The sequence below is a fragment of the Bradyrhizobium sp. WSM1743 genome (assembly GCF_000473065.1).
Lineage (GTDB): Bacteria > Pseudomonadota > Alphaproteobacteria > Rhizobiales > Xanthobacteraceae > Bradyrhizobium.
On the sequence record NZ_AXAZ01000046.1, the window covers coordinates 41,633 to 64,372 of the forward strand.

Consider the following 22,740-nt stretch of genomic DNA (forward strand, 5'->3'; position numbering starts at 1 on the left):
ACAGGAGCGCTCAACATGCTTCACGGCGATATCTCCAGCAGCAACGACACGGTCGGCGTCGCCGTGGTCAACTACAAGATGCCCCGCCTGCACACCAAGGCCGAGGTGCTCGACAACGCCCGCAAGATCGCCGACATGATTGTCGGCATGAAGATCGGCCTGCCCGGCATGGATCTCGTGATCTTCCCGGAATATTCCACGCAAGGGATCATGTACGACTCCAAGGAGATGTACGAGACGGCGTCCGTGGTGCCGGGCGAGGAAACCGCGATTTTCGCCGAGGCCTGCCGCAAGGCGAAAGTGTGGGGCGTGTTCTCGCTCACCGGCGAGCGCCACGAGGAGCATCCGCACAAGGCGCCCTACAACACTTTGATCTTGATGAACGATAAGGGCGAGATCGTGCAGAAGTACCGCAAGATCATGCCGTGGGTGCCGATCGAGGGCTGGTATCCCGGCAATTGCACCTATGTGTCCGAGGGCCCGAAAGGCCTCAAGGTCAGCCTGATCATCTGCGACGACGGCAATTATCCAGAGATCTGGCGCGACTGCGCCATGAAGGGCGCCGAGCTGATCGTGCGTTGCCAGGGCTACATGTACCCGGCCAAGGAGCAGCAGGTCATGATCTCCAAGGCCATGGCGTGGGCCAATAACGTCTATGTCGCGGTCGCCAATGCCGCCGGCTTCGACGGCGTCTATTCCTATTTCGGTCACTCCGCGATCATCGGCTTCGACGGCCGTACCCTCGGCGAGTGCGGTGAGGAGGATTACGGCATCCAGTACGCGCAGCTGTCGAAACACCTGATCCGCGACGCGCGCCGCAACGGCCAGTCGCAGAACCATCTCTACAAGCTGGTCCACCGTGGCTACACCGGCATGATCAATTCCGGCGACAGCCCGCGCGGTGTCGCGGCCTGTCCGTATGATTTCTACAAGAACTGGATCAAGGATCCCGAAGGCACGCGCGACATGGTCGAGGCAATGACTCGCGCGACGCCGGGCACCGACGAGTGCCCGATCGACGGCATCCCGAATGGAGCGTCCCCGAGCAACTACTGAGTCATTGCCAGCGTACGTCACCCGCTCGTACGCCGGACGTCGTGCGCCACGTGGTGGAGACTACCGCTTCTGCTCCGTGGGCCTGCGCGGCGGGTGCGGGGGCGCAGGTGCCGGCGTGCCACTCATCTTGTTGGCGGCCTCGCTGACGTCGAGCAGCGAACGGCGGATGTCTTCGAGATAGGTCGCCGACTTCTTCTTCATGGTGCCGGCAAGCTCGTGCAGACCCCTGATTCTCTCGAACAGCTCGTCGGCCTTGCCGTCGACGAAGCCCGGCACCGCGCCTTCGATCTTCGCGACCGCCTTGTCGAATCCCGCAAAGGCGCTGTCGACCTTGGCCATGATCGAATCGATCTCCGCGCCCTTGCTCCTGAGGTCGGCAGTATAGGTCTCGAACGTGTGCAGGCCCTCCTTGATCGCGGGGGCGTTGTTCACGATGGTGCGGTCGACGCTGTGCAGGGTTTCGACGATGGTTTCGGCGTCGCTGAGATCGGCGGTCAGCACGGGGATGCCGTCTGCGTCCAGCGGCACCGGCGGTGCAGAGGGGGCGCCGCCGATCAGCGAGATCGCGGCAACGCCGGTGAGGCCCTGGAACTCGATGCCGGCCACGGTGTCCTTGCGGATCGGCGCGGTGTTGTCGAGCATGACGAGCGCCACGATCCTGCGCGGATTATCCAGCTTGATCGACAGGATCTGGCCGGCGGGCACACCGTCGAAATTGACCGGCCCACCGCGGCGCAGTCCGCTGGCGGAGCCGCCCTCGAACACCACGCGCAACTGGCTGCGGCTCTGGATCGTGCGCCATTTCTGCACGCCGAGCAGGCCACCGAACGCCACGGCGATCGCCGCCAGCGTTGCCGTTCCGATCACAAGATTGCTCGCGCGTGCCATGAAGCTGAGTCTACGGCCAAAGCGGGGAAGTTGGAAGGAAGGCCGCAATGTTACCTGAGACGGGTTAACGACTTGTCCGCCGAAGCTCGCAGAGCGAAGGCGGTAGCGTGATCCGCCCTACACCTCTCAATGTCCAGCCGCGCGCTTTGCCGCAGCATTGTTCAACACGATCAGGGCATCGACCGCCACGCCAGTCTTGGCATTGATCAGGAACGGGTTGATGTCGACCGAGGCGATCCGGTCCCCGGCGTCCGCGATCAGATTGGACAGGCCGACCAGCGCCTTCACCGCCGACGCCTCGTGCAAGGCCGGCCTGCCGCGATAGCCGCGCATCTTGATGCCGGCCTTGGTGCTGCCGATCAGGAGCCGTGCTTCGGCCTCATCCAGCGGCGCGCCGGCGAGGGCGACGTCCTTCAGTAGCTCGATGTCGATGCCGCCGGTCCCGAACAGCACGACAGGCCCCATTTCGGCATCGAGCGAGGCCCCGACCACCAGTTCGAGCTCGGCCTTGACCTGCTGTGCGATCAGGATGCCATCGAGCTTCGGCCTGCCCTTCAGCTTCTCGACCCGCGCCGTAATATCAGCGAACGCCTTCTTCACCTCGGCCGCGCTGTTGAGATTCAGCACCACACCGCCGATGTCGGACTTATGCAGGATCTCTGCGCTGACGACCTTTGCCACGACCGGAAATCCGATCTGCTTGGCAATCTTCACGGCTTCCGCCGCAGTATGTGCGATCGCCTCCTTCGAGATCGGGATGCCATAGGCCTTGAGGAGCTTCTTGGAGGCGACCTCGTCGAGCGCGGCACCATTCGCCGATCTCAACGTCTTCTCCAGCACGGCGCGCGCGGCGGGTTTCGAGCTCGAGACGATATCGGGCACCTCCTTGCGCAGTTTCGCGTAGTCGAGCAGCGACTTGATTGCGGTCACCGCGCGGTCCATGCCCTGCATGACCGCGAGATGCGGCAGCGATTTGCGCAAGCCCTTGGTGAATTCGGTGAAACCGATCGACATTGCGCTGATATAGATCACAGGCTTTCCGGCCCTGCTCGCCATCTCGTTGACGATGCGTAAATTGCGCTCGCGTAGCTCGTGCGGTGCCTTCGGCAGCTCGGCATCGATGATGACGATGTTGATGTCGGGGTCGTCGATCATCAGCTTGATCGATTTCATGTAGACGGAGGGATCGACCACCGCGGCAAACCCGGCGTCGAGCGGGTTGCCGACGATCGAGCCCGGTCCGAGCATTTTTGCCAACTCCGAGCTGACATGCGGACTCAGTGGCGCGAAGTTCAGGCCTTCCTTGTAGAAGGCGTCGATCAGCATGCCGCGCTTGCCGCCGGAGAGCGTGACGGCGGCGAGCCGGTCGCCTTTGGGCACGGCAGAATGAACGAAGCATTCGGTGGTCTCGATCAGCTCGTCGAGGCCGCCAACCCGGATCACCCCTTCGCGCGTCGCAATCGCGTCGAACGTCTCGATCGATCCCGCCAGCGCCCCGGTATGCGCCATCGCCGCTGCGCGGCCGCCTTCGGATGCGCCGAGCTTGAGTGCGATCACCGGCTTGCTGGCAGCGCGCGCCGCTTTGCAGGCATCGCGGAAGGCCTTGGTGTTGCGCACGCCTTCGAGGTAGACGTCGATCACCTTGATGCTCGGATCCTCGGCGAAATAGCGCATGAGGTCCGGGGTCTCGAGCCCGGCCTCGTTGCCTGTCGTCACCATGTAGCCGACCCCGACGCCGCGATCCTCCAGCGTCTGGCGGATCGCCATGACGATGGCGCCGGATTGCCCGGCGATCGCCACCGCGCCCTGTTCCATGGTGACGATGCGGTCGTCGATGTTGGTGAAGAGCTTTTCGCCGGCGCTCAAATTGCCGAGACAATTCGGCCCGGTGACGGCAAGCCCCGTCTCGCGCACAGCCGCCTGCAATTCGGCGGCGAGTTTCTGGCTTTCGTCATCCTGCAACTCGCTGAAGCCGGAGGTGACGATGGTGGCCGAACGCGCGCCGGCCGCAGCGGCGTCGCGGATCACCTGCACGGCGAAGCGCGCAGGCACCAGCACCAGGACATGATCGGGCTTTTCGGGAAGGCTCGCAAAATCCTTGTAGCAGGTAACGCCCCAGATGCTCTCGCGTTTGGCGTTGACCGGATAGAGCCCACCTTCGAAGCCGTATTTGATCAGATTGTTCCAGATGCGCTCGGCATAATTGCCGGGCTTGTCGGTCGCGCCCACCAGCACGATGTTGTGCGGGTGCAGCATGGCGTGGATTCCCTTGACGATGTCGCTGGCATCTGGCGGCGGAGACCAAGCACGGGACGCGGATGCAGCAGACACACGGGCTTCCATGGCGTGACCTCACCTGTTGTTATTCTTGGCGTGCGTCACTCTGTTCTATGGCGAGTCCTTCGGAGTGGCAACCATGTGCATGGGTATGCCGCGTCGTGGAATGAGCGCATCGGCTCCAATCAATGTTGCATGCAGGATGTAGCGCTCGGGGCCGGAGGTGACGGCGTCGAACGGCCAGCAGGTCGCGAGAATGAGCTCGAAACCCCCTGCCTTGGGATCGATGCCAGATGCATCGAAGTGGACCACGGCCGACGAATCCGCGCGATAACGAAAATGTCGACCGTCGCTGCGTGTGATATCGATGACGTCCCCCATGGCAACATTCCGCAGGAAGCGGAAATGAGTGTCACGATGGGCGGCATAGACGGCAAGCCCGCGTTCGCCCGCATCAGCCGTGTGCTGGATATGGCCCGGTCCGAAAGCGAGCGCCTGCCCGCTCGCGCCCTCCAGCACGATGGCGCTGGCGCCGATCCGCTTGACCTCGATGCGCGCGACCGGCCAGGTGTCGGCCCACGACCACGGCTTCACCGCCTGGCCCGTCGCGATGCTCCGGTCGAATGCCCGCTCCAGCAGCACCTGCGCCAGCCACGCCTTGGCGTGGATGTAAGCACCGTCGCCGAACAGGATGAGGCCGATCAGTGCCAATACCAGGGGAGAGATGAGGCGGAGCATTGTGTCTCTCTTGTTCGTCATTCCGGGGCGGTGCGAAGCATCGAACCCGGAATCTCGAGATTCCGGGTTCGGCTCTGCGAGCCGCCCCGGAATGACATTCCAAAAAAGGCGCGCGCGGCCGTTGTACGGGACGGGCAGCCGCGCGCGCTAACAGAGGAGTTCGGGGATGCTCCTCTCTCAAGCGGCGTCAGTGAGCAAGGGCTGACGCCGGTTGAACACGAACAGGAACAGGCGATCAGGATCAGGCCTGCAATCATCTTCAGCTCCGCCGTGGTTGCAGTCTTGGGCAGACGGATCGCGTCCGGCGCGGCAGGCGTCGGCCGTCGTGTCGCCGGCTGATTGCGCGCATCGGCATGACGTTCGCGCAGCTGTGTCGGCGTCAGATGCTGCCGTTCGCCGAACACTTTCTCGAAATCCCAGCCGGCCGGCAGATTGATCGGCAGATCGCTGAGCTTGAGCGGTTCGCCCTCGGGACGGCTCGGCGTCTTGTCGACCGCGACGAGGCTGGTCAGTCGCGTGACGATCTGATGGTCGAGCGCCAACGCCAGGATTGCTTTGTCGGCGTCATCGGGTGTCATCTCGCGTAGCGTGCGTGCCACCTCGGCATCGCCGATCTTGCGCCTCGCCCAGAGTTTCGACAGGCCCTTCCCTTCGGCGGCATTTCGCAGCGGCAGCGTCACCGACCACGGACGGTCGCCGACGCGGCCCTTGATCTCGAGCGAGCCCGCGAGCTTGTCGAGCCTCGCCGCCAGCACCAGGGGCTCGTCGCGATAGACGTCGGGGATGATCGCCGGGGTGACATCGGCCGTCGCCTCCGAGAATTTTGCGGTGAGGCCGGTCACGGCCGGATTTTCCAACTTGGCGAACAGGCCGCGCATGCGCTCCTCGACCTGCTCGACGGAGCCGATGTGAGTGAAGGCACCGCGGCCGAGCTCGGCGGCACGCGTCATCAGATAGGTGTTGGGCGCGGACCCGATGCCGACCATGAAGACGCGTGAGCGGCCGCGCATCGTCGTGATCGCATCGAACAATTGTTGCTCGTTGCCGATCGCGCCGTCGGTCAGGAACACGACCTGACGAACCATATTGGTATCGCCGAGCTTGTCGGTCAGCGCCGCGCGCATCGCCGGCACCATCTCGGTGCCGCCGCGCGCCTGCAAGGCGCTGACGAACGAGGTTGCCTCGCCGACATGCGCGGCGTCCGCCGGCACGGAGGTCGGAAACAGCACGTCCATGGTGTCGTCGAAGCGAATCACGTTGAAGCGGTCATTCGGCTGCAGGCGGCCGAGCGCATAGAGCAGGCTCGCCTTGGCCTGAACGATGGAGGTGCCGCCCATCGAACCGGAATTGTCGATCACGAACACGACCTCGCGCGGCAGCGGCTTCTGCGTCGCTTGCTCGGCGCTCGGCGGGGTGACGAAGGCGAGCAGGTAATCGGCATCGCCGACATGCTCGCGGAACAGGCCGACCCACGGCGCCTTGTCGGCGGCCGGCTTCCAGGTCAACTCGAAATCGCGGTCGGCGGGGACAGTGCCGTCGGCGAGCGTTACCACGCGAATCGTGTTGTCCGGGCTCTCGATCTTGACGTTATGATGGTGGCTCTTGACCTCACCGAGCGCGAAGCCGGCCTTCAGGCGTACCGTGATGCTGGTCGGATTGACCGGCGCATTCCTGGCGGGATCCAGCACAGGCGGCGAGATGCGGTCACGATCCGGCACCGGGTCCGACGTCGCTGCACCCCAGCCCGAGCCATCCTTGCGGAAGTCGACGCTCTGCACGATCGGCGCGGGATTGTAGCGTGGGGCAACCACCAGCGGCAGGCGCAGCGAATATTCGTTGCCGGATTGGTGCACCGGCTCCTGATACTCGATCTGCACCAGCACGGTTTCACCGGGCCCGATATTGGCCACCGAATTGGTGAAGATGTTCGGCCGCTCCTGCTCGGTGAGCGCGGCCTTCAGGCCAGCGCGGCGCGCCTGCTCGTAGATCACGCGCGCCTGCTGCCGCTCCTTGATGTCGCCGACGATGACGCGGTCGCCGACCACCATCTTCAACGTGTCGACGGCGCCGCCGGCCGCGAGCGGATAGACATAGGTGGCCTCGACCCAGTCCTTGGTCGGATTGCGGAAGACTTGCGTGACGCGGGCGCGCAGTGTCGGGCCTGACACCGTGATGTCGACGTCGGTCCCGAGGCGGATCGCCTCGGTGGTACCGGCGTCCTCCTTCAGCAGCAGGCTGCCCGAGCGAGCCTCGCCGGGCTGGAGCAGGCTGGCCTGCTCGGTCGTCGCCGACCAGCTCGCCCCAAAACTCACCAGCAGGGCCAGGAAGGCGACCAGCATCACTGCGATGCCCTGCGCGAGAAGGAACAGTCCGACCTTGATGAGGCGGCTCAACAGGGGGTGTTCGTCGCTATCGGCCGTATCGTAAGCATCCATTTGGCTTGCTCCCGAAGCGTGTTTGCTGGTCTCAGCATCCGCCGGCGGGGCGGCGTTTCGCGAGCAGAATGATCGGCAATGTTCCGCCGCGGCCGGCCCGCACTCGCTTCCGCCGGGGCGGCCATGTGCGGTTTTGTGCTGGTTTGTCCGCCCTGCTAGGATGGCCGTGCTGGAGCAGGGCTAACGATGCAGACGCAGGATAAACTTACCGACAAGCAGCTTTCGGACGAGCAGAGCCGTGAGATCGCCGAGACCATTCGCGAGGAGCTCGCCAGACGCCGGATCTCCCGGCAGGCTTTGGCCGAGCAGGCCAAGCTCAGCCTGTCGACGCTGGAGAAGGTGCTGGGCGGCCGGCGGCCGTTCACGCTGGCGACCACAGTCCGGCTGGAGCAGGCGCTCGGCGTTTCCTTGCGTAAAAGTGCCGTCGTCGCGACACCTCCGGCCGCAAACGACGTCGCGCCCGACAGCCTCGGCTCCTATGCGCATCGCGCCGTCACCTGGCTCGAGGACGTCTACATCACCGTGCGGCCGTCGTTCGGCGACAAGGATGCGATCTTCGCCTATCGCACCGAGATCGTCTGGGAGCCGAAGCTCTCCTCGCTGGTCTTCCGCGAGGGTGATCGGACCGATGCCGCCTACGAGCATACCGGTGAGGTCGCCGTGCCCCATCAGTCCGGCTTCATCTACCTCGTCATCATCAAGCACGGCCAGCATCGCGTGATCACGGTGTCGCGGCCGACGGTTTCCGGCGAGATGTACGGCATCATCTCGACGCTGCGTGCCGGGCCGGGCTCGCAGCTCACACCGATCGCTGCGCCGATTGCCTATGTGCCGCTCAGGAATATTCCAAAACCGTCCTTGGGACGGGTTGCGCCCGACGATGCCAACCATGCCTTGTACCGAAAGCATCTGCGGCGCACGGTCGAGGAGCCGTTCGCGCTGTTTCTACCCGGCTAAGCTCGAGCTCCTTCCTGGCGCGGGGCCGCCCCTGCAAGGAGCGGCTCCGATGCTTGGACAGGGACATATGCGAAGAGCTAGCCCCCGGTTTCGGCGCTGATGATGTCGCCAAACAGCTCCCACTGACCAGCCTTGAAGCGGATCATCTTGAGTTGCTCGATCGGCGCGAAATCGTTGGCGCCGGTGTTGATCTTGATGCCGGGGATCAACGTATCCGGCGCAAAATCCTTCAGGCTCGCGGCCTGCTTCATCACGTTCTCCCGCGTCAGGTTGTCCCCGCACTGCTTCAAGGTCTGAACCAGGGTCTGCGCGGCGGCATAGCCGTAGACGAGATTGGTATCGGAGACATTGGCGCCTGGCATGTACTTATCGATGAAGGCGAGAAACTTCTTCATGCCTTCGTCGTCCTTCCATTGCGGGTCCGATGCGTCCTTCAGGTAGCTCGCCGACAGCACGCCTTCCGACGCGTCGAGTCCGGCCGGCTTCATCACCGCGCCGATCGAGATCGACACGTCGGTCATCACATGCATCGGCTTCCATTCGAGCTCAGCGATCTTCTTGATCGCCTGTGCCGCGAATTTCGGCGTCGAGATGTTGACGAACACGTTGGCGCCGGTGCCCTTCAGCTTGACGATGTGGGAATCGATCGAGGGCTCGGTGGTCTCGTAGCTCTCCTCCGCCACGATCAGCGAAGATGCCTTCTCGCCAAAAATCTCCTTGATGCCGGCGACGTAATCCTTGCCGAAATCGTCATTGGCATAGAAGATCGCGACCTTGGCATCAGGCTTCGCCTGCAGGATATATTTCGCGAAGATCCGCGCCTCGACCCGATAGCTCGGCTGGAAGCCCATGGTCCACGGAAAGCCCTTCGGGTCGTTCCATTTGCTGGCGCCGGTGGCGAGGAAGAGCTGCGGCACCTTTTTGGCATTGTGATATTTTTGCACGGCGGTCTGGGTGGGCGTGCCCAGCGCGTTGAAGACCAGGAACACCTCGTCGCTCTCGATCAGCTTGCGGACCTGCTCCACGGTCTTGGGCGGCGAGTAGCCGTCGTCATAGGAGATCCAGTTGATCTTGCGGCCGTTGATGCCGCCCTGGTCGTTGATCATCTTGAAGTAGGCTTCCTCGGTCTTCCCGATGATGCCGTAGGCGGAAGCAGGACCCGAATAGGCCTCGACATTGCCGATCTTGATCTCGGTGTCGCTGGCACCCGTGTCGTATTTCTTCTGCGCGGAAGCGCCTTGAACCGAGAGAAGGGTCAGGGCCGTTGCCGCGGCGAGCAGGGAAAGTTTCTTGTTCTTCATGGAAATTCCTTAGGTTTCTTGTGGTCTCGGGCAGGCACTTCAAAAAAGAAAAGCACCCGCGAGGGCGCTTCGATCAGGCGTTGGCGATTTTCCTATCGACCTCCGAGGTGACGGAAAATTCCCTGCGCAAGGTCGGCTTGTGGATCTTGCCGGTGGCGTTGCGCGGCAGCGCGTCGACGAAGCGAATCTGGCGCGGGCATTTGAAGCGCGCCAGATTGGCCGCGCAATGCGCGAAGACGTCGGCCTCGGTCAGCCGCTCGCCCTGTTTGACTGCGATGATGGCAAGGCCCACCTCGCCCCATTGCGGATCGGGAATGCCGATCACGGCAGCTTCCGCGATCGCGGTGAGTTGGTGCAGGACGTTCTCGACTTCGGCCGGATAGACGTTCTCGCCGCCGGATATGTACATGTCCTTCCAGCGGTCGACGATGTAGTAGAAGCCTTCCTCGTCGACGCGCGTCGCATCGCCCGTATGCAGCCAGCCATCGGTGAAGGACGTCTTGTTCGCCTCCGGCCTGTTCCAGTAGCCCGGGGTGATGTTGGGGCCCTTGACCCAGAGCTCACCGAGCTCACCGACATCGGCATCGCTGCCATCGGGGCGCACGATGCGCACCTCGGTGTGCAGCACCGGCTTGCCGGCGGAGCCGGCCTTGCGCGCAGCATCCTCGCGGTCGAGAACCAGCACGGCCGGCGATGTCTCGGTCATGCCATAGCCCTGCTGAAGCGCGACACCGCGTGCCTCCCATACCTTGAGCAGCGGCACCGGCATCGGGGCGCCGCCGACACCGCCGACGATCAACCGGCTGAGATCGGTGGTCGCGAAGGACGGGTGCTGCGCCATGAACTGGTAGATCGCGGGCACGCCGAAGAACACGTTGATGCCCTGCGCGGGATCGTTGATCAGGCCGAGCGCCGTGCCGGGATCGAAGGTGCGCATGATCATCACCGTGCCGCCGGCATGCAGCACGGGATTGGTGTAGCAATTGAGGCCGCCGGTGTGGAACAGCGGCAGCACGGTGAGCAGCACCGACGACGGCCCGATGCAGGCGGGGCCGCCGAGATTGACGCAATTCCAGAACGTCATGCCATGGGTGATGGTCGCGCCCTTCGGATGTCCCGTGGTGCCCGACGTGTACATGATGGTCGAGACGTCATCGAGCGTGACTTCTTCGGCGCGCTCGAGCGGCTTTGCGGCGGCGATGCCGGCTTCGTAAGATCCGCCGGCGCCGAGCATCAGGCTCGTCGCAACCCCGCAAAGCTTCGCAACGCTGAGCGCCGTCTCGGCCAGATCAGTATCGTGGATCATCACCTTCGGCGCGCAATCGCCGGTGATGAACTGGAGCTCGGGAACGGTGAGTCGGGTGTTCAGCGGCACGAAGATCGCACCTAACCGGCCGCAGGCGAACTGCACCTCCAGCGTATCGGTCGTGTTCAGCGCCAGCACTGCGACGCGATCGCCGCGCGAGACGTCGAGCGTGTGGCGCAGAAAGGAGGCGAGGCGCGAGACACGAGCATCGAGCTGCGAATAGCTGAAGCGGCGCTCGCTCGCGAGGTCGACGACTGCGACCTTATCAGGCGCGCGGCGGCGATGATGAGCGATCCAGTCGTAGTAACGAACGGCCAAAAATTCCTCCCTCGGCGGTCTTGTGCCGCCCTCTCTCTTGCTGCCCGTGCACCATGCCCGGCGTGGCCCTTGGGGCCAGCCGGAGTCTGTGCAGCAACGTTTTTTTTGAGCCAGAGTTGGCCTGTGAGCGGCGAAAATCGTCTTGCGTTGAGTTGCTAGGTTGCTGCCTTGCCCGGAGCATCGGCTCCACTCAGCCACTCCGCGCAAGTGAGCCGCCAAGGTTCCGGCCATGGTTGACCAGACGAATCCGTCCGCGAGGCAAGTGTGCGATGAAGAGCCCGTTCTATACCGCCGAGCACGACGCCTTCCGCGACGTGATGCGCCGCTTCGTCGAGAAGGAGATCACGCCCTTCGCCCATGAATGGGACGAGGCCGGCGAATTCCCGCGCGCGCTCTATCGCAAGGCGGCCGAGATCGGGCTGTTGGGCCTCGGATTTCCCGAGGAATATGGCGGGATCGCCGCCGACCAGTTCATGAAGATCGTGGCCAGCCAAGAGCTGGCGCAAGCCGGCGCCGGCGGTATCAGCGCCAGCCTGATGAGCCATACGATTGGATCGCCGCCGATCGCGCGCGCGGCGCGGCCCGAGGTGAAGGCACGTGTGCTGCCGCAGGTGCTCTCAGGCGAGAAAATCTCGGCGCTGGCGATCACCGAGCCGGGCGGCGGTTCCGATGTCGCGAACCTGCGAACCCGGGCGCGGCGCGATGGCGATCACTACGTCGTGAGCGGGGAGAAGACCTTCATCACCTCAGGCATGCGCGCCGATTATCTGACGGTTGCGGTGCGCACCGGCGGCGAGGGTGCCGGCGGCGTCAGCCTGCTCCTGATCGAAGGCGACACGCCCGGCCTGTCGCGAACCAAGCTGAAGAAGATGGGCTGGTGGGCCTCCGACACCGCGACGCTGCATTTCGACGAATGCCGCGTGCCGGTCGAGAACCTGATCGGCGAGGAGGGGCAGGGCTTCAAGATCATCATGCAGAACTTCAACAGCGAGCGCATGGGCATGGCGGCGAGCTGCACGGCCTTTGCGCGTGTCTGTGTCGACGAGGCGGTTGCTTATACCAAGGAGCGCAAGACATTTGGCAAGCCGCTCGCCCAGCACCAGGTGATCCGCCACAAGATCGTGGACATGGCGCAGAAGGTCGCGGCGTCGCAAGCGATGCTGGAGATGCTGGCGTGGCGTCTCGAGCAGGGCGAGAGCCCGGTTGCCGAGATCTGCATGATGAAGAACCAGGCGACGCAGACCATGGCGTTCTGCGCCTCCGAAGCCGTGCAGATCTTCGGCGGCGCCGGCTTCATGCGCGGCATCAAGGCCGAACGCATCTACCGCGAGGTCAAGGTCAACGCCATCGGCGGCGGCACCGAGGAAATCATGAAGGATCTGGCCTCGAGGCAGATGGGGCTGTGACCCTTCTCCGTCATTCCGGGGCGACGCGCAGCGTCGAACCCGGAACCTCGATATTGTAGGACTCATCTCTGGATTCCGGGTTCGCGCTTCGCGCGCCCCGGAATGACAAAGGGGAAACGATGCTATTTACCGCCGACCATGACGAGATCCGCCGGAGCTTGCAGAAGTTCATCGCCAACGAGATAAATCCCCATGTCGATGAATGGGAGAAGGCCGACATCTTCCCGGCGCACGAGCTGTTCAAGAAGATGGGCAATCTCGGCTTCCTCGGTCTGAACAAGCCGGTGGAGTTCGGCGGCTCGGGTCTCGACTACTCCTACGCGCTGATGATGGCGGAGGAGCTCGGCGCCATCACCTGCGGCGGCGTGCCGATGGCGATCGGGGTGCAGACCGACATGGCGACGCCAGCGCTGGCGCGCTTCGGCTCGGACGAGGTGCGGCGTGAATTCCTGGCGCCATCGATATCAGGCGACTACGTTGCCTGCATCGGCATCTCTGAACCCGGCGCTGGCTCCGACGTCGCCTCGATCAAGACGCAGGCGCGCTCCGACGGCGACGATTACGTCATCAATGGCGGCAAGATGTGGATCACCAACGGCACCCAGGCCGACTGGATCTGCCTGCTCGCCAACACTGGCGACGGGCCGGTTCACCGCAACAAGTCGCTGATCTGCGTGCCTATGAAGAGCAAGGGCGTCACCGTCGCGCGCAAGCTCGACAAGATGGGCATGCGCTCCTCCGATACCGCGCAGATCTTCTTCGACAATGTCCGCGTACCCAAGCGCAACCGGATCGGTGACGAGGGCAAAGGTTTTACCTACCAGATGATCCAGTTCCAGGAGGAGCGATTGTGGGGCGCGGCCGCCTGTCTCAAGGCGCACGAATACATCATCGACCAGACCATCGAGTACACGCGCAATCGCAAGGCCTTCGCCAAGTCGATCCTCGACAATCAGGTCGTGCATTTCAAGCTAGCGGAGATGCAGACCGAGGTCGAGCTGCTGCGCGCGCTGATCTATCGCGCGGGTGAGCAGCTGGTCGCGGGCGAGGACGTGACGCGGCTCGCGACCATGGCCAAGCTGAAGGCCGGCAGGCTCGGCCGCGAGCTCACCGATGCCTGCTTGCAATATTGGGGCGGAATGGGCTTTACCAACGAGACGCCGGTCAGCCGCGCCTATCGCGACAGCCGCCTGACCTCGATCGGCGGCGGCGCCGACGAGGTCATGCTGATGGTCCTGTGCAAGATGATGGGCACGCTGCCCGGCAGCAAAGGAAGTGCTTGATGATCACACTCTACCACTGCGACGCCGCGCGCTCGTTCCGCCCGCTCTGGATGCTGGAGGAGATGGGGCTGCCCTATGAATTGAAGATGCTGCCGTTCCCGCCGCGGGTGTTTGCCAAGGATTATCTCGCGCTCAATCCGCTCGGGACCATCCCCTTCCTGATCGACGGCGAGACGCGGATGACCGAGTCCTCCGGCATCTGCCACTATCTCGGCATCAAATACGGCCCGACGCCGCTGATGGTCGGGCCGGAAGATCCCGCCTATGGGGCGTTCCTGAACTGGATGTATTTCAGCGACGCCACGTTAACCTTCCCGCAAACGCTGGTGCTGCGATACACCCAGCTCGAACCGGAGGAGCGCCGCAACCCGCAGGTCGCCACCGATTACGCAAAATGGTTCTTGGGGAGACTGCGCGCGGTCGAGGCAGCGACGGCCAATGCTGAAACCTTGTGCGCGGGCCGCTTCACTGCCGCTGACATTGTCATCGGTTACGCGCTCCGCCTCGCGAGCAATATCGGGCTCGCCACGGATTTTGGGCCAAATGTCGCAACCTATTGGGCGCGCCTGCAGCAGCGTGACGGTTTCAAGCGGGCTGTTGCGGCGGAGCAAAAGGCAGGCGTTGAGCAGAATGTCGCGCCAAGGGTGAGGGCGTAAGTTTGAGCCCGTCATTCCGGGGCGGTGCGAAGCATCGAACCCGGAATCCCGCGCGGCAATCTCCAGGTTCCGGGTTCGGTCCGGAGCCTGTCATCGGGCCGCGCTTTGCGCGGACCCGGTGGACCGCCCCGGAACGACGGCACATGTTTTCATGACAGCGCTATCCTATCGTGACAGCGCCCAAATTTCCGCTAAGGTGACCTCCATCCGCAGCGGCCAGAGAGCCGCGCGAGGAGGATCCCAATGGAAGATAAAGGTCGCGAATCCGACCATCTGATGCTGATCACGCCGGAGCGGGTCTTTTATGCCGGCCTGCTCGGCCGCCCCCGCAAGCGGACCCCCGGCTGCTGCCATGTCTATGTGGCGGTGAAAGGCAATCTGCACCTGACGATCGACGACGTCCTCGCCACCGGCGAGCTGTTCGTCACCCTGCCGAACCAGCGCCATTCCATTGCCAGCGACTATCGCACCGCGATCAGCGTGACGCTGGAGCCCGAGAGCATGCCGGATGGCGTCATCGAGGCCCTGGCCGAGCGGCTGACCGGCCCCGATCGGACCGCCTATGCCCGCAAGATCCTTGCCGCCTACGCGCTGCTGCGCCAGCGCCGCTACGGCGACATCACCACTGCCGAGTTCGACGAGATGTGCTTTGGCGAAGCGCTGCCGCGCCGCGTGCTCGACCCGCGCATCACGCGCGCCGTAGCCCGCATCGGGCGCTTCTCCGGCGAGCCGGTGACGGCGGATACTTGCGCGGCGGAAGCAGGGCTCTCGGCCTCGCGCTTCCTGCATCTGTTCAAGGAGGAGACCGGCATCTCGTTCCGCTCCTTCCGCGCCTGGAAGCGCGCGCGCCATCTGCTGCACTTCGCCAACCAGGACCTCAACCTCGCCCATCTCGCGCAGGATATCGGCTATCCCGATTCCACGCATTTCAGCCATTCGATCCGCCGCTTCTACGGCCTGAAGCCGCGCGCGATCTTCGTCGGCTCGCGCGACCTTGCGATCTACCGCAGCACCGAGACGGTGCGGCTCGCGGAGGCGAGCTAGCATCGTGTTTCGTAGGGTGGGTTAGCCCTGCAGATGCGCGAAGCGCAATCGCCCGGCGTAACCCACCTCTTCTGCTTCCGCGGAGATAGACAGTGGTGGGTTACGCCTTCGGCTAACCCACCCTACGGCATCTCGTATTCCAGCTTCTCCGCGCAAGAAGCCGCATGTCGCGCGTCACATGATTGTAACCGTTGAATTATCAACGTGCGAGACATTGAACGCATGAGCGACAAGGCCGTCATCACCTGCGCGCTGAACGGCGTGCTCACCGATCCGAAGCAGCACAATGTGCCCGTGACGCCCGAGCAGATGGCGCGCGAGGCCAAGGCTGCCTTCGATGCCGGCGCGTCCATCATGCACATCCATCTGCGCCAGCAGGCGCCAGGCAAGGGGCACCTGCCGTCTTGGGAGGTCGCGGTCAGCAAGGAGATTCAGCAGGCGATCCGCGAGGCCTGCCCCGGCGTCATCATCAATCACACCTCGGGCGTGTCAGGGCCGAATTATAGCGGCGCGCTCGACTGCATCCGCGAGACCAGGCCGGAGATTGCCGCCTGCAATGCCGGCTCGCTGAATTACCTGAAAGTGAAGGCCGACAACACCTGGGCCTGGCCGCCGATGATGTTCGACAACGCGGTCGAGAAGGTGAAGGACTATCTCGACGTCATGAACGCGGTCGGCACCATCCCCGAGTTCGAGTGCTTCGATGTTGGCATCGTCCGCTGCGTCGGCATGTACTACCAGGTCGGCATGTACAAGGGTCCGCTCGAGTATAATTTCGTGATGGGCGTGGCGTCGGGCATGCCGGCTGATCCCGAGCTGCTGCCGATCCTGATCAAGCTGAAGCGCCCTGAGGCGCATTGGCAGGTTACCGCGATCGGCCGCGAAGAGATCTGGCCGCTGCATCAGCGCTGCGCCGAGCTCGGCGGCCACCTGCGCACCGGTCTCGAGGACACCTTCTATCTCGCCGACGGCAGGAAGGTGACCTCGAACGGCCAGCTGATCGAAGCGGTCGCCGCCTGCGCAAGGCGCGCCGGCCGGGAGATCGCGAGCCCCACCGAGGCGCGGAAGATCTTTGGGACGAATCGGTAGTTCGTCATTCCGGGGCGATGCGTAGCATCGAACCCGGAATCTCGAGATTCCGGGTCTGGTCCTTCGGACCATCCCGGAATGACGGAGTAAATTGTGGCAGTCATCGAAAACACCATCTCCCCCGGCAGTGCCGCCTACCACGTCAATCGCGACGGCATGCTCGCGCTGATCGATCGCATGCGCGCTCTGGAAGAGCGCACGCGCGCGGCGTCGGCTGCGGCCAAGGATCGCTTCCACAAGCGCGGCCAGCTGCTGCCGCGCGAGCGCGTCGCGCTGGTGCTCGATCCCGGTGCGCCTTTCATCGAGCTGTCGACGCTCGCCGGCTACATGTTCGACGTGCCTGATCCTAACAAGAGCGTGCCTGGTGGCGGCGTCATCGCCGGCATCGGTTTCGTCTCGGGCATCCGCTGCATGGTCAGCGCCAGTGATTCCGGCATCGATGCCGGCGCACTGCAACCTTACGGCCTCGACAAGACGCTGCGGGTGCAGGAGCTCGCGCTGGAGAACAAGCTGCCTTATGTCCAGCTCGTCGAAAGCGCCGGTGCCAACCTCCTGCGCTACCGCGTCGAGGACTTTGTCCGTGGCGGCAACATCTTTCGCAATCTGGCGCGGCTGTCGGCGGCGGGACTGCCGGTCGTCACCATCACGCACGGCTCCTCCACCGCGGGCGGCGCGTATCAGACAGGCCTGTCCGACTACATCGTCATGGTCCGCGGTCGCACCCGCGCCTTCCTCGCCGGGCCGCCGCTGCTGAAGGCCGCGACCGGTGAGATCGCGACCGAGGAGGAGCTCGGCGGCGCCGAGATGCATACGCAAATCTCCGGCCTTGGTGATTACCTCGCCGAGGACGACCGCGACGGCTTGCGCATCGCGCGCGAGATCATGGCGGCGCTGGAATGGGAGCGGCCCGGCAGGACGGCTTCGCCATTCAAGCCGCCGCGCTACGACCAGGACGAGCTGCTCGGCATCATGCCGATGGATCACAAGCGGCCCGTGGACATGAAACAGGTGATCGCGCGCATCATCGACGATTCCGATTTCACCGAGATGGCGCCGAATTACGGTCCGGCCACCGTCTGCGGCCATGCCCGCATCGAAGGGCAGGCGATCGGCATCGTCACCAATAACGGTCCGCTCGATCCCGCCGGTGCCAACAAGGCGACGCATTTCATCCAGGCCTGCTGCCAGACCCGTACGCCACTGCTCTATCTGAACAACACCACCGGATACATGGTCGGCAAATCTTACGAAGAAGCCGGCATGATCAAGCACGGCTCGAAGATGATCCAGGCGGTGACCTCGGCGACGGTGCCGCAGATCACCATCTATTGCGGCGCCTCGTTCGGCGCCGGCAATTACGGCATGTGCGGCCGCGGGTTCCATCCGCGCTTCTGCTTTTCCTGGCCCAACGCCAAGACCGCGGTAATGGGCGGCGAGCAGGCGGCCGAAACCATGGCGATCGTGACCGAGGCCGCCGCCGCGCGTCGCGGCAAGCCGATCGAGAAGGACAGGCTGGAGGCGATGAAGGCTGAGATCATCGGCGTGTTCGACGGCCAGATGGACGTGTTCTCCACCAGCGCCCGCGTGCTCGATGACGGCGTGATCGATCCGCGCGACACCCGCGCGGTGCTGTCCGAAGTGCTCGCGATCTGCCGCGAGGGCGATGCGCGCATGCCTCAGCGCATGCAGTTCTCGGTGGCCCGCCCATGAGGAACGGATCAGTGCAGCACCGGCCGTTCTTCAAGGTTCTGGTAGCCAATCGCGGCGAGATTGCGTTGCGCGTGATGCGCAGTGCGCGGCGCTTGGGCTTAAGTGTCGTCGCAGTCTATTCCGATGTCGATTGTAATGCGCTCCACGTCAAGCAGGCCGATCAGGCCGTGCGCATCGGCGAGGCGCTGCCGGCGCAGTCCTATCTCAACATCCCCGCGATCATTGCCGCAGCCAAGGCGAGCGGCGCGGACGCCGTTCACCCCGGCTATGGCTTCTTGGCGGAAAACGAGGAGTTTGCGCAAGCGTGCAAGGAGGCCGGCCTCGTCTTCATCGGCCCGTCGCCGCAGGCGATCGAGGCCATGGGCAACAAGGCCGGCGCCAAGGAGATCATGAAGAAGGCCGGCGTGCCCATCGTGCCCGGCTATCAGGGCGCAGATCAGGGCGACGAGGTGATGCTCGCGGAGGCCAGGAGGATCGGCTTTCCCGTGATGATCAAGGCGGTCGCCGGCGGCGGCGGGCGCGGCATGCGGCTCGTGACCGATGCCGCCTCGTTTCCCGATGCGCTGCGCAGTGCGCGTTCCGAGGCGAAGGCCGCATTCGGCGATCCCACCGTCATCCTCGAGCGTGCGATCCAGAGTCCCCGCCACATCGAGATCCAGGTGTTTGGCGACAGCCACGGCAACGCCATCCATCTCGGCGAGCGCGACTGCTCGGTGCAGCGGCGGCACCAGAAGCTGATCGAGGAGGCGCCGTCGCCAGCCGTCACGCCCGAGCTGCGCGCGCAAATGGGCGAGGTCGCGGTATCAGCGGTGAAAGCGCTGCGCTACCAGGGCGCCGGCACGCTGGAGTTCTTGCTCGATCAAAGCGGCGAGTTCTACTTCATGGAGATGAACACGCGCCTCCAGGTCGAACACCCTGTGACCGAGGCGATCACCGGGCTCGATCTCGTCGAGCTGCAGCTGCGCGTCGCGCGCGGCGAGCCGTTGCCCGTGAAGCAGCAGGACATCCGCTTCGAAGGCCATGCCATCGAGGTCCGGCTCTGCTCGGAGGATGCCGCGCGGGATTTCATGCCGCAGTCCGGCCGCATGGCGCGCTGGGAGGTGCCCGAAGGCATCCGCGTGGAGCATGCACTGCAATCGGGCTCGGAAATTCCGCCATTCTACGATTCCATGATCGCCAAGGTGATCAGCCACGGCACCACGCGCGAGGAGGCGAGGGGACGGCTGATCGTTGGCCTCGAGCAGCTCACCGCGTTTGGCGTGACCACGAACCAGGCGTTCCTGATGTCCTGCCTGCGTCATCCCGGTTTCGCCAAAGGCGAGGCGACGACGGCGTTCATCGGCGCGCATCGCGACGAGCTGCTGGCACCGCGCGCGAACGCGGCATTCGACGTGGCGCTGGCGGGCTTGCTGCTCTACGTCACCAACCCACGCGCACCGTCTTGGCAGGGTGGGCGGAGTCTCGCCGCCACCTTTCCGCTGCCGACGAAGATCGAAATCGCCGGCCAAGCCCACGAACTCGAAGTCACGCGTGAGCGCGATGGCAGCTACAGTGTCGTCGACTGTCGCCAGGATAGGTTCGAGATCGACCAGCTCGATCCCGATGCCATCCGCTTCCGCCACGATGGCGTGATGGACAGCGCTAAATTTTTGCGCGACGGCGATCGGCTGTACGTCCAGCACCGCGGCATTCCGCTCGCCGTCACCGATCTCACCCTCGCCGCGCCGAAAGCGGCTGCAACGAATGGCGGCGACGGCAAGGTCCGCGCCGCCATGAACGGCCGCGTCGTCGCCGTTCTGGTCAAGCCCGGCGACCGCGTCACCGCCGGCCAGCCGGTGCTGACGCTGGAAGCAATGAAGATGGAGCACGTCCACAAGGCCGGTATCGACGGCGTCGTCGGCGCGATCGATGTTGCCGAGGGCGAGCAGGTGACGACGGGACGGATCGTCGCGGAGATCGGGGCAGCGTAAGCGCGGCGAACGCGGTCTGGTAGGGTGGGCAAAGGCGCGAAGCGCCGTGCCCACAAATGTCGATCGTAAGCGAGATGGACGCCTCGCATTGCCCCCTACCGCGTCTCCTGGAACGCAAACGATTTCAATGAGGTTTTCGCTCGCAGAGCTCGCGCACAATCTCTATTGAACATTGTTCATTTCGGAGATATAGATGTTGAACTTTGTTCAATTGTCCCGGAGCCTCGCATGTTGCACGCCGATGATCCCGCCCAAGCGACCACTGCCAAGCTCCCTTCAGTGTCTCGCCGTTTTGCGCTTGGCGCGCTGCAAGCCCGCGAAAAATACCTGCTCGGTGCACTCCTCGTCCTGATCCTGGCCGCGCTCTTTGCGCCCGCATTGCCCGCCGCCGCCTGGCACATCCCGCATTTCGTCGACGACCACACCTGGCTCGGAGTGCCCAACGCCGGCGATGTGCTGAGCAATCTTGCCTTCCTCGCCATGGGCGTCTGGGGCTCGGAGCGGCTGCGTGCCCGCCATGATGCGCCCATCGGGGCGAGCTGGTTCTTCGTAGGGCTGATCCTCACTTGCCTGGGCTCGGGCTTCTACCATCTCGACCCCGACGTGCCGCAACGGCTCGTGGCCGATCGTCTCGGCATGGCGGTCGCGTTCGCAGGATTTCTGGGCATCGCGGCCAGCGAGCGGATCAGCACGCGCGCCGGCGAAGCAGTGCTGGTGCTGGCGATGATCGCGGGCCTGTTAGCTGCCTGGGTGGCACGCGAGAATCTCACGCCCTGGTTGGTGGTGCAGTTCGGCGGCATGGCGCTGGCGGTGGGCCTCGCGTTGACGCGTCCCCGGCCCGGCGCGCTTGGCGTGCCGCTCGGCGGCGTGATCGTCTTCTATGTGATCGCTAAACTTCTCGAAATGGGCGACGTGACCGTGTTCGAAGCGACCGGGCACATGGTCTCGGGCCACACGCTCAAGCATCTCGCTGCTGCGCTCGCGGCCTGGCCGGTGATCCGGGCGCTGGGATCTAGGCCGTGTACTCATTAAGCGGCTGGCCGCCGCCTGATGTCCGCCGCTTAAGCCCTAACACCGGCGGAGAAGCAGCAATCTTCTAATGTCGCTGAAGGGCCAGGAGCAGTCATTATTCAATCACCTTGTCGGCACGGCCTATGACCTCGGCCGGAATTCTCAGTCCTAGCGCCGCAGCCGTCTTGAGATTCAGAGCGAGCTCGAAGGCGACCGGTTGCTCGACCGGAAGCTCTGCCGGTTTGGCTCCCTGAAATATCTTAGCTGTATATTGTGCTGTTTGCTTGCCCATCACTGCGAGGCTTGCCCCATAGCTTGCGAGGCCACCCAAATCTACGAAGGCGCTGATTTGGTAAACCGCTGGAATCTTCTTACGAGCGGCCAGGAGAACAATTTCCGGCTCTATCGGAGCAGCAAGTACGAAAAGTGCATCGCACTTTGCCTGCTCCATTCTTTCGAAAGCTTGGCCGAGATCATCCCGGGAGGAAGCAAAGATGGGGATCGTCACCAGACCCAATATCTTTGCAGCGGCCTCTGTCTCTTCAAACTGTCGCTTGCGGGCGGGGATGGGCGAGCCCAGCACGGCCACTCGCGTTGCTGCCGGAAGGATACTGTGCAGAAGTTCGAGTGACTTGCCGGTTGTGTCGGAGAACATCGTGGCTACACCGGTAATGTTTCCTCCGGGATGCGCTAAGCTGTTGATAAGGCCCAAAGCCACCGCATCCCCGGCTCCCCACATCACGATAGGAATAGTTGCGGTTGCTCGTCGCGCGGCGGCTATTGCAGGTGTTGCAACTGCGACCACTACGTCTGGCTTTGCGGCGATCAACTCGTTCGCGAGCTGATCGAGGCGCTCGATATGCCCCTCTGCCGCTCTGCGCTCGATGACGAGGTTTTTGCCGTCCGTGTAGCCGAGCTTCTGCAGTGCGTTCCTGAAAACTTCGAACAAGGCGCGCTGGACTTCACTTTCCCACGAGTCGGTGTTCAGGAATGCCAAACGCCAGACCTTACGAGAGGACTGCTGCGCTCGTGCATTTGGCGGTCCCGCCAAAATCGCGCCGATCGCCAGCGTGATCACATCCCGCCGTCTCATTGCCCGATCTCTCCTGACGCGCATACGAGGACAAGCATAGCACATTAAGCTACGTCCGCTAATGGAATGGTCCGGCCGTGCTCCGGCCCTGCCAGTGCGAGAAGCTGGCAAGGGGCGCTCAAGACAAGGAGCACACCATGTCTCGGAAGCTCAATGCAGCGATCGCCGTGATCGGCATCGATATCGGCAAGAACTCGTTCCA

The 22,740-nt window shown here is 63.9% G+C and carries 16 protein-coding genes and 1 pseudogene; 10 read left to right on the forward strand and 7 right to left on the reverse strand.

The features are described from left to right. Positions 1 to 15 precede the first annotated feature (15 nt). Entirely contained in the window at positions 16 to 1,056 is a 1,041-nt protein-coding gene (locus tag YU9_RS0124755; protein ID WP_027575225.1) for an aliphatic amidase, read from the forward strand. A 60-nt stretch (positions 1,057 to 1,116) separates the two neighbouring features. Here the strand turns inward: YU9_RS0124755 and YU9_RS0124760 are convergent, their stop codons facing one another. From YU9_RS0124760 to YU9_RS42410, 4 genes and pseudogenes are all read right to left on the reverse strand, one after another. Beyond that, positions 1,117 to 1,944, reverse strand: a complete 828-nt coding sequence (locus YU9_RS0124760) for an MlaD family protein (RefSeq protein ID WP_027575226.1) — start codon at positions 1,942 to 1,944, stop codon at positions 1,117 to 1,119. Positions 1,945 to 2,070: 126 nt separating this feature from the next. Next, positions 2,071 to 4,287, reverse strand: a complete 2,217-nt coding sequence (locus YU9_RS0124765) for an acetate--CoA ligase family protein (RefSeq protein WP_027575227.1) — start codon at positions 4,285 to 4,287, stop codon at positions 2,071 to 2,073. Between the two features lie 45 nt (positions 4,288 to 4,332). Then, on the reverse strand, positions 4,333 to 4,959 hold the full coding sequence (locus YU9_RS42405) for a class GN sortase (RefSeq protein WP_051380501.1): 627 nt from the start codon (positions 4,957 to 4,959) through the stop codon (positions 4,333 to 4,335). 177 nt (positions 4,960 to 5,136) lie between these two features. Next, a pseudogene (locus YU9_RS42410) lies at positions 5,137 to 7,394 on the reverse strand (marine proteobacterial sortase target protein). Positions 7,395 to 7,580: 186 nt separating this feature from the next. Between YU9_RS42410 and YU9_RS0124780 the strand changes: the two are divergent. Beyond that, a complete protein-coding gene (locus YU9_RS0124780) occupies positions 7,581 to 8,351 on the forward strand; it encodes a helix-turn-helix transcriptional regulator (RefSeq protein WP_027575228.1) in 771 nt (256 codons plus the stop codon). Between the two features lie 77 nt (positions 8,352 to 8,428). Here the strand turns inward: YU9_RS0124780 and YU9_RS0124785 are convergent, their stop codons facing one another. After that, positions 8,429 to 9,652 (reverse strand): ABC transporter substrate-binding protein, encoded by a 1,224-nt coding sequence (locus tag YU9_RS0124785; RefSeq protein WP_027575229.1) that lies wholly within the window; start codon positions 9,650 to 9,652, stop codon positions 8,429 to 8,431. Between the two features lie 73 nt (positions 9,653 to 9,725). Beyond that, positions 9,726 to 11,276: a long-chain fatty acid--CoA ligase gene (locus YU9_RS0124790; protein ID WP_027575230.1), complete on the reverse strand. Its 1,551-nt coding sequence runs from the start codon at positions 11,274 to 11,276 to the stop codon at positions 9,726 to 9,728. Positions 11,277 to 11,545: 269 nt separating this feature from the next. Here YU9_RS0124790 and YU9_RS0124795 point away from each other — a divergent pair, with 269 nt between their 5' ends. From YU9_RS0124795 to YU9_RS0124830, 8 genes are all read left to right on the forward strand, one after another. Next, entirely contained in the window at positions 11,546 to 12,682 is a 1,137-nt protein-coding gene (locus YU9_RS0124795) for an acyl-CoA dehydrogenase family protein (protein WP_027575231.1), read from the forward strand. A 119-nt stretch (positions 12,683 to 12,801) separates the two neighbouring features. Then, entirely contained in the window at positions 12,802 to 13,965 is a 1,164-nt protein-coding gene (locus tag YU9_RS0124800; RefSeq protein WP_027575232.1) for an acyl-CoA dehydrogenase family protein, read from the forward strand. Next, positions 13,965 to 14,621, forward strand: coding sequence for a glutathione S-transferase family protein (locus tag YU9_RS0124805; RefSeq protein ID WP_027575233.1), 657 nt, complete (start codon positions 13,965 to 13,967; stop codon positions 14,619 to 14,621). The genes YU9_RS0124800 and YU9_RS0124805 overlap by 1 nt, the downstream gene beginning before the upstream one ends. Before the next feature lie 243 nt (positions 14,622 to 14,864). Next, the gene (locus YU9_RS0124810; protein WP_027575234.1) at positions 14,865 to 15,665 is read left to right on the forward strand and encodes an AraC family transcriptional regulator; all 801 of its coding nucleotides are present in this window, start codon (positions 14,865 to 14,867) and stop codon (positions 15,663 to 15,665) included. 222 nt (positions 15,666 to 15,887) lie between these two features. Next, positions 15,888 to 16,754: a 3-keto-5-aminohexanoate cleavage protein gene (locus YU9_RS0124815; RefSeq protein WP_027575235.1), complete on the forward strand. Its 867-nt coding sequence runs from the start codon at positions 15,888 to 15,890 to the stop codon at positions 16,752 to 16,754. 93 nt (positions 16,755 to 16,847) lie between these two features. Further along, the gene (locus YU9_RS0124820) at positions 16,848 to 18,464 is read left to right on the forward strand and encodes an acyl-CoA carboxylase subunit beta (RefSeq protein ID WP_027575236.1); all 1,617 of its coding nucleotides are present in this window, start codon (positions 16,848 to 16,850) and stop codon (positions 18,462 to 18,464) included. Further along, positions 18,461 to 20,434, forward strand: a complete 1,974-nt coding sequence (locus YU9_RS0124825; protein WP_027575237.1) for an acetyl-CoA carboxylase biotin carboxylase subunit — start codon at positions 18,461 to 18,463, stop codon at positions 20,432 to 20,434. The genes YU9_RS0124820 and YU9_RS0124825 overlap by 4 nt, the downstream gene beginning before the upstream one ends. A gap of 228 nt (positions 20,435 to 20,662) precedes the next feature. After that, positions 20,663 to 21,466, forward strand: coding sequence for a hypothetical protein (locus tag YU9_RS0124830; protein WP_027575238.1), 804 nt, complete (start codon positions 20,663 to 20,665; stop codon positions 21,464 to 21,466). 94 nt (positions 21,467 to 21,560) lie between these two features. Here the strand turns inward: YU9_RS0124830 and YU9_RS42415 are convergent, their stop codons facing one another. Next, positions 21,561 to 22,523, reverse strand: coding sequence for an ABC transporter substrate-binding protein (locus tag YU9_RS42415; protein WP_210163513.1), 963 nt, complete (start codon positions 22,521 to 22,523; stop codon positions 21,561 to 21,563). Positions 22,524 to 22,740: the final 217 nt, after the last annotated feature.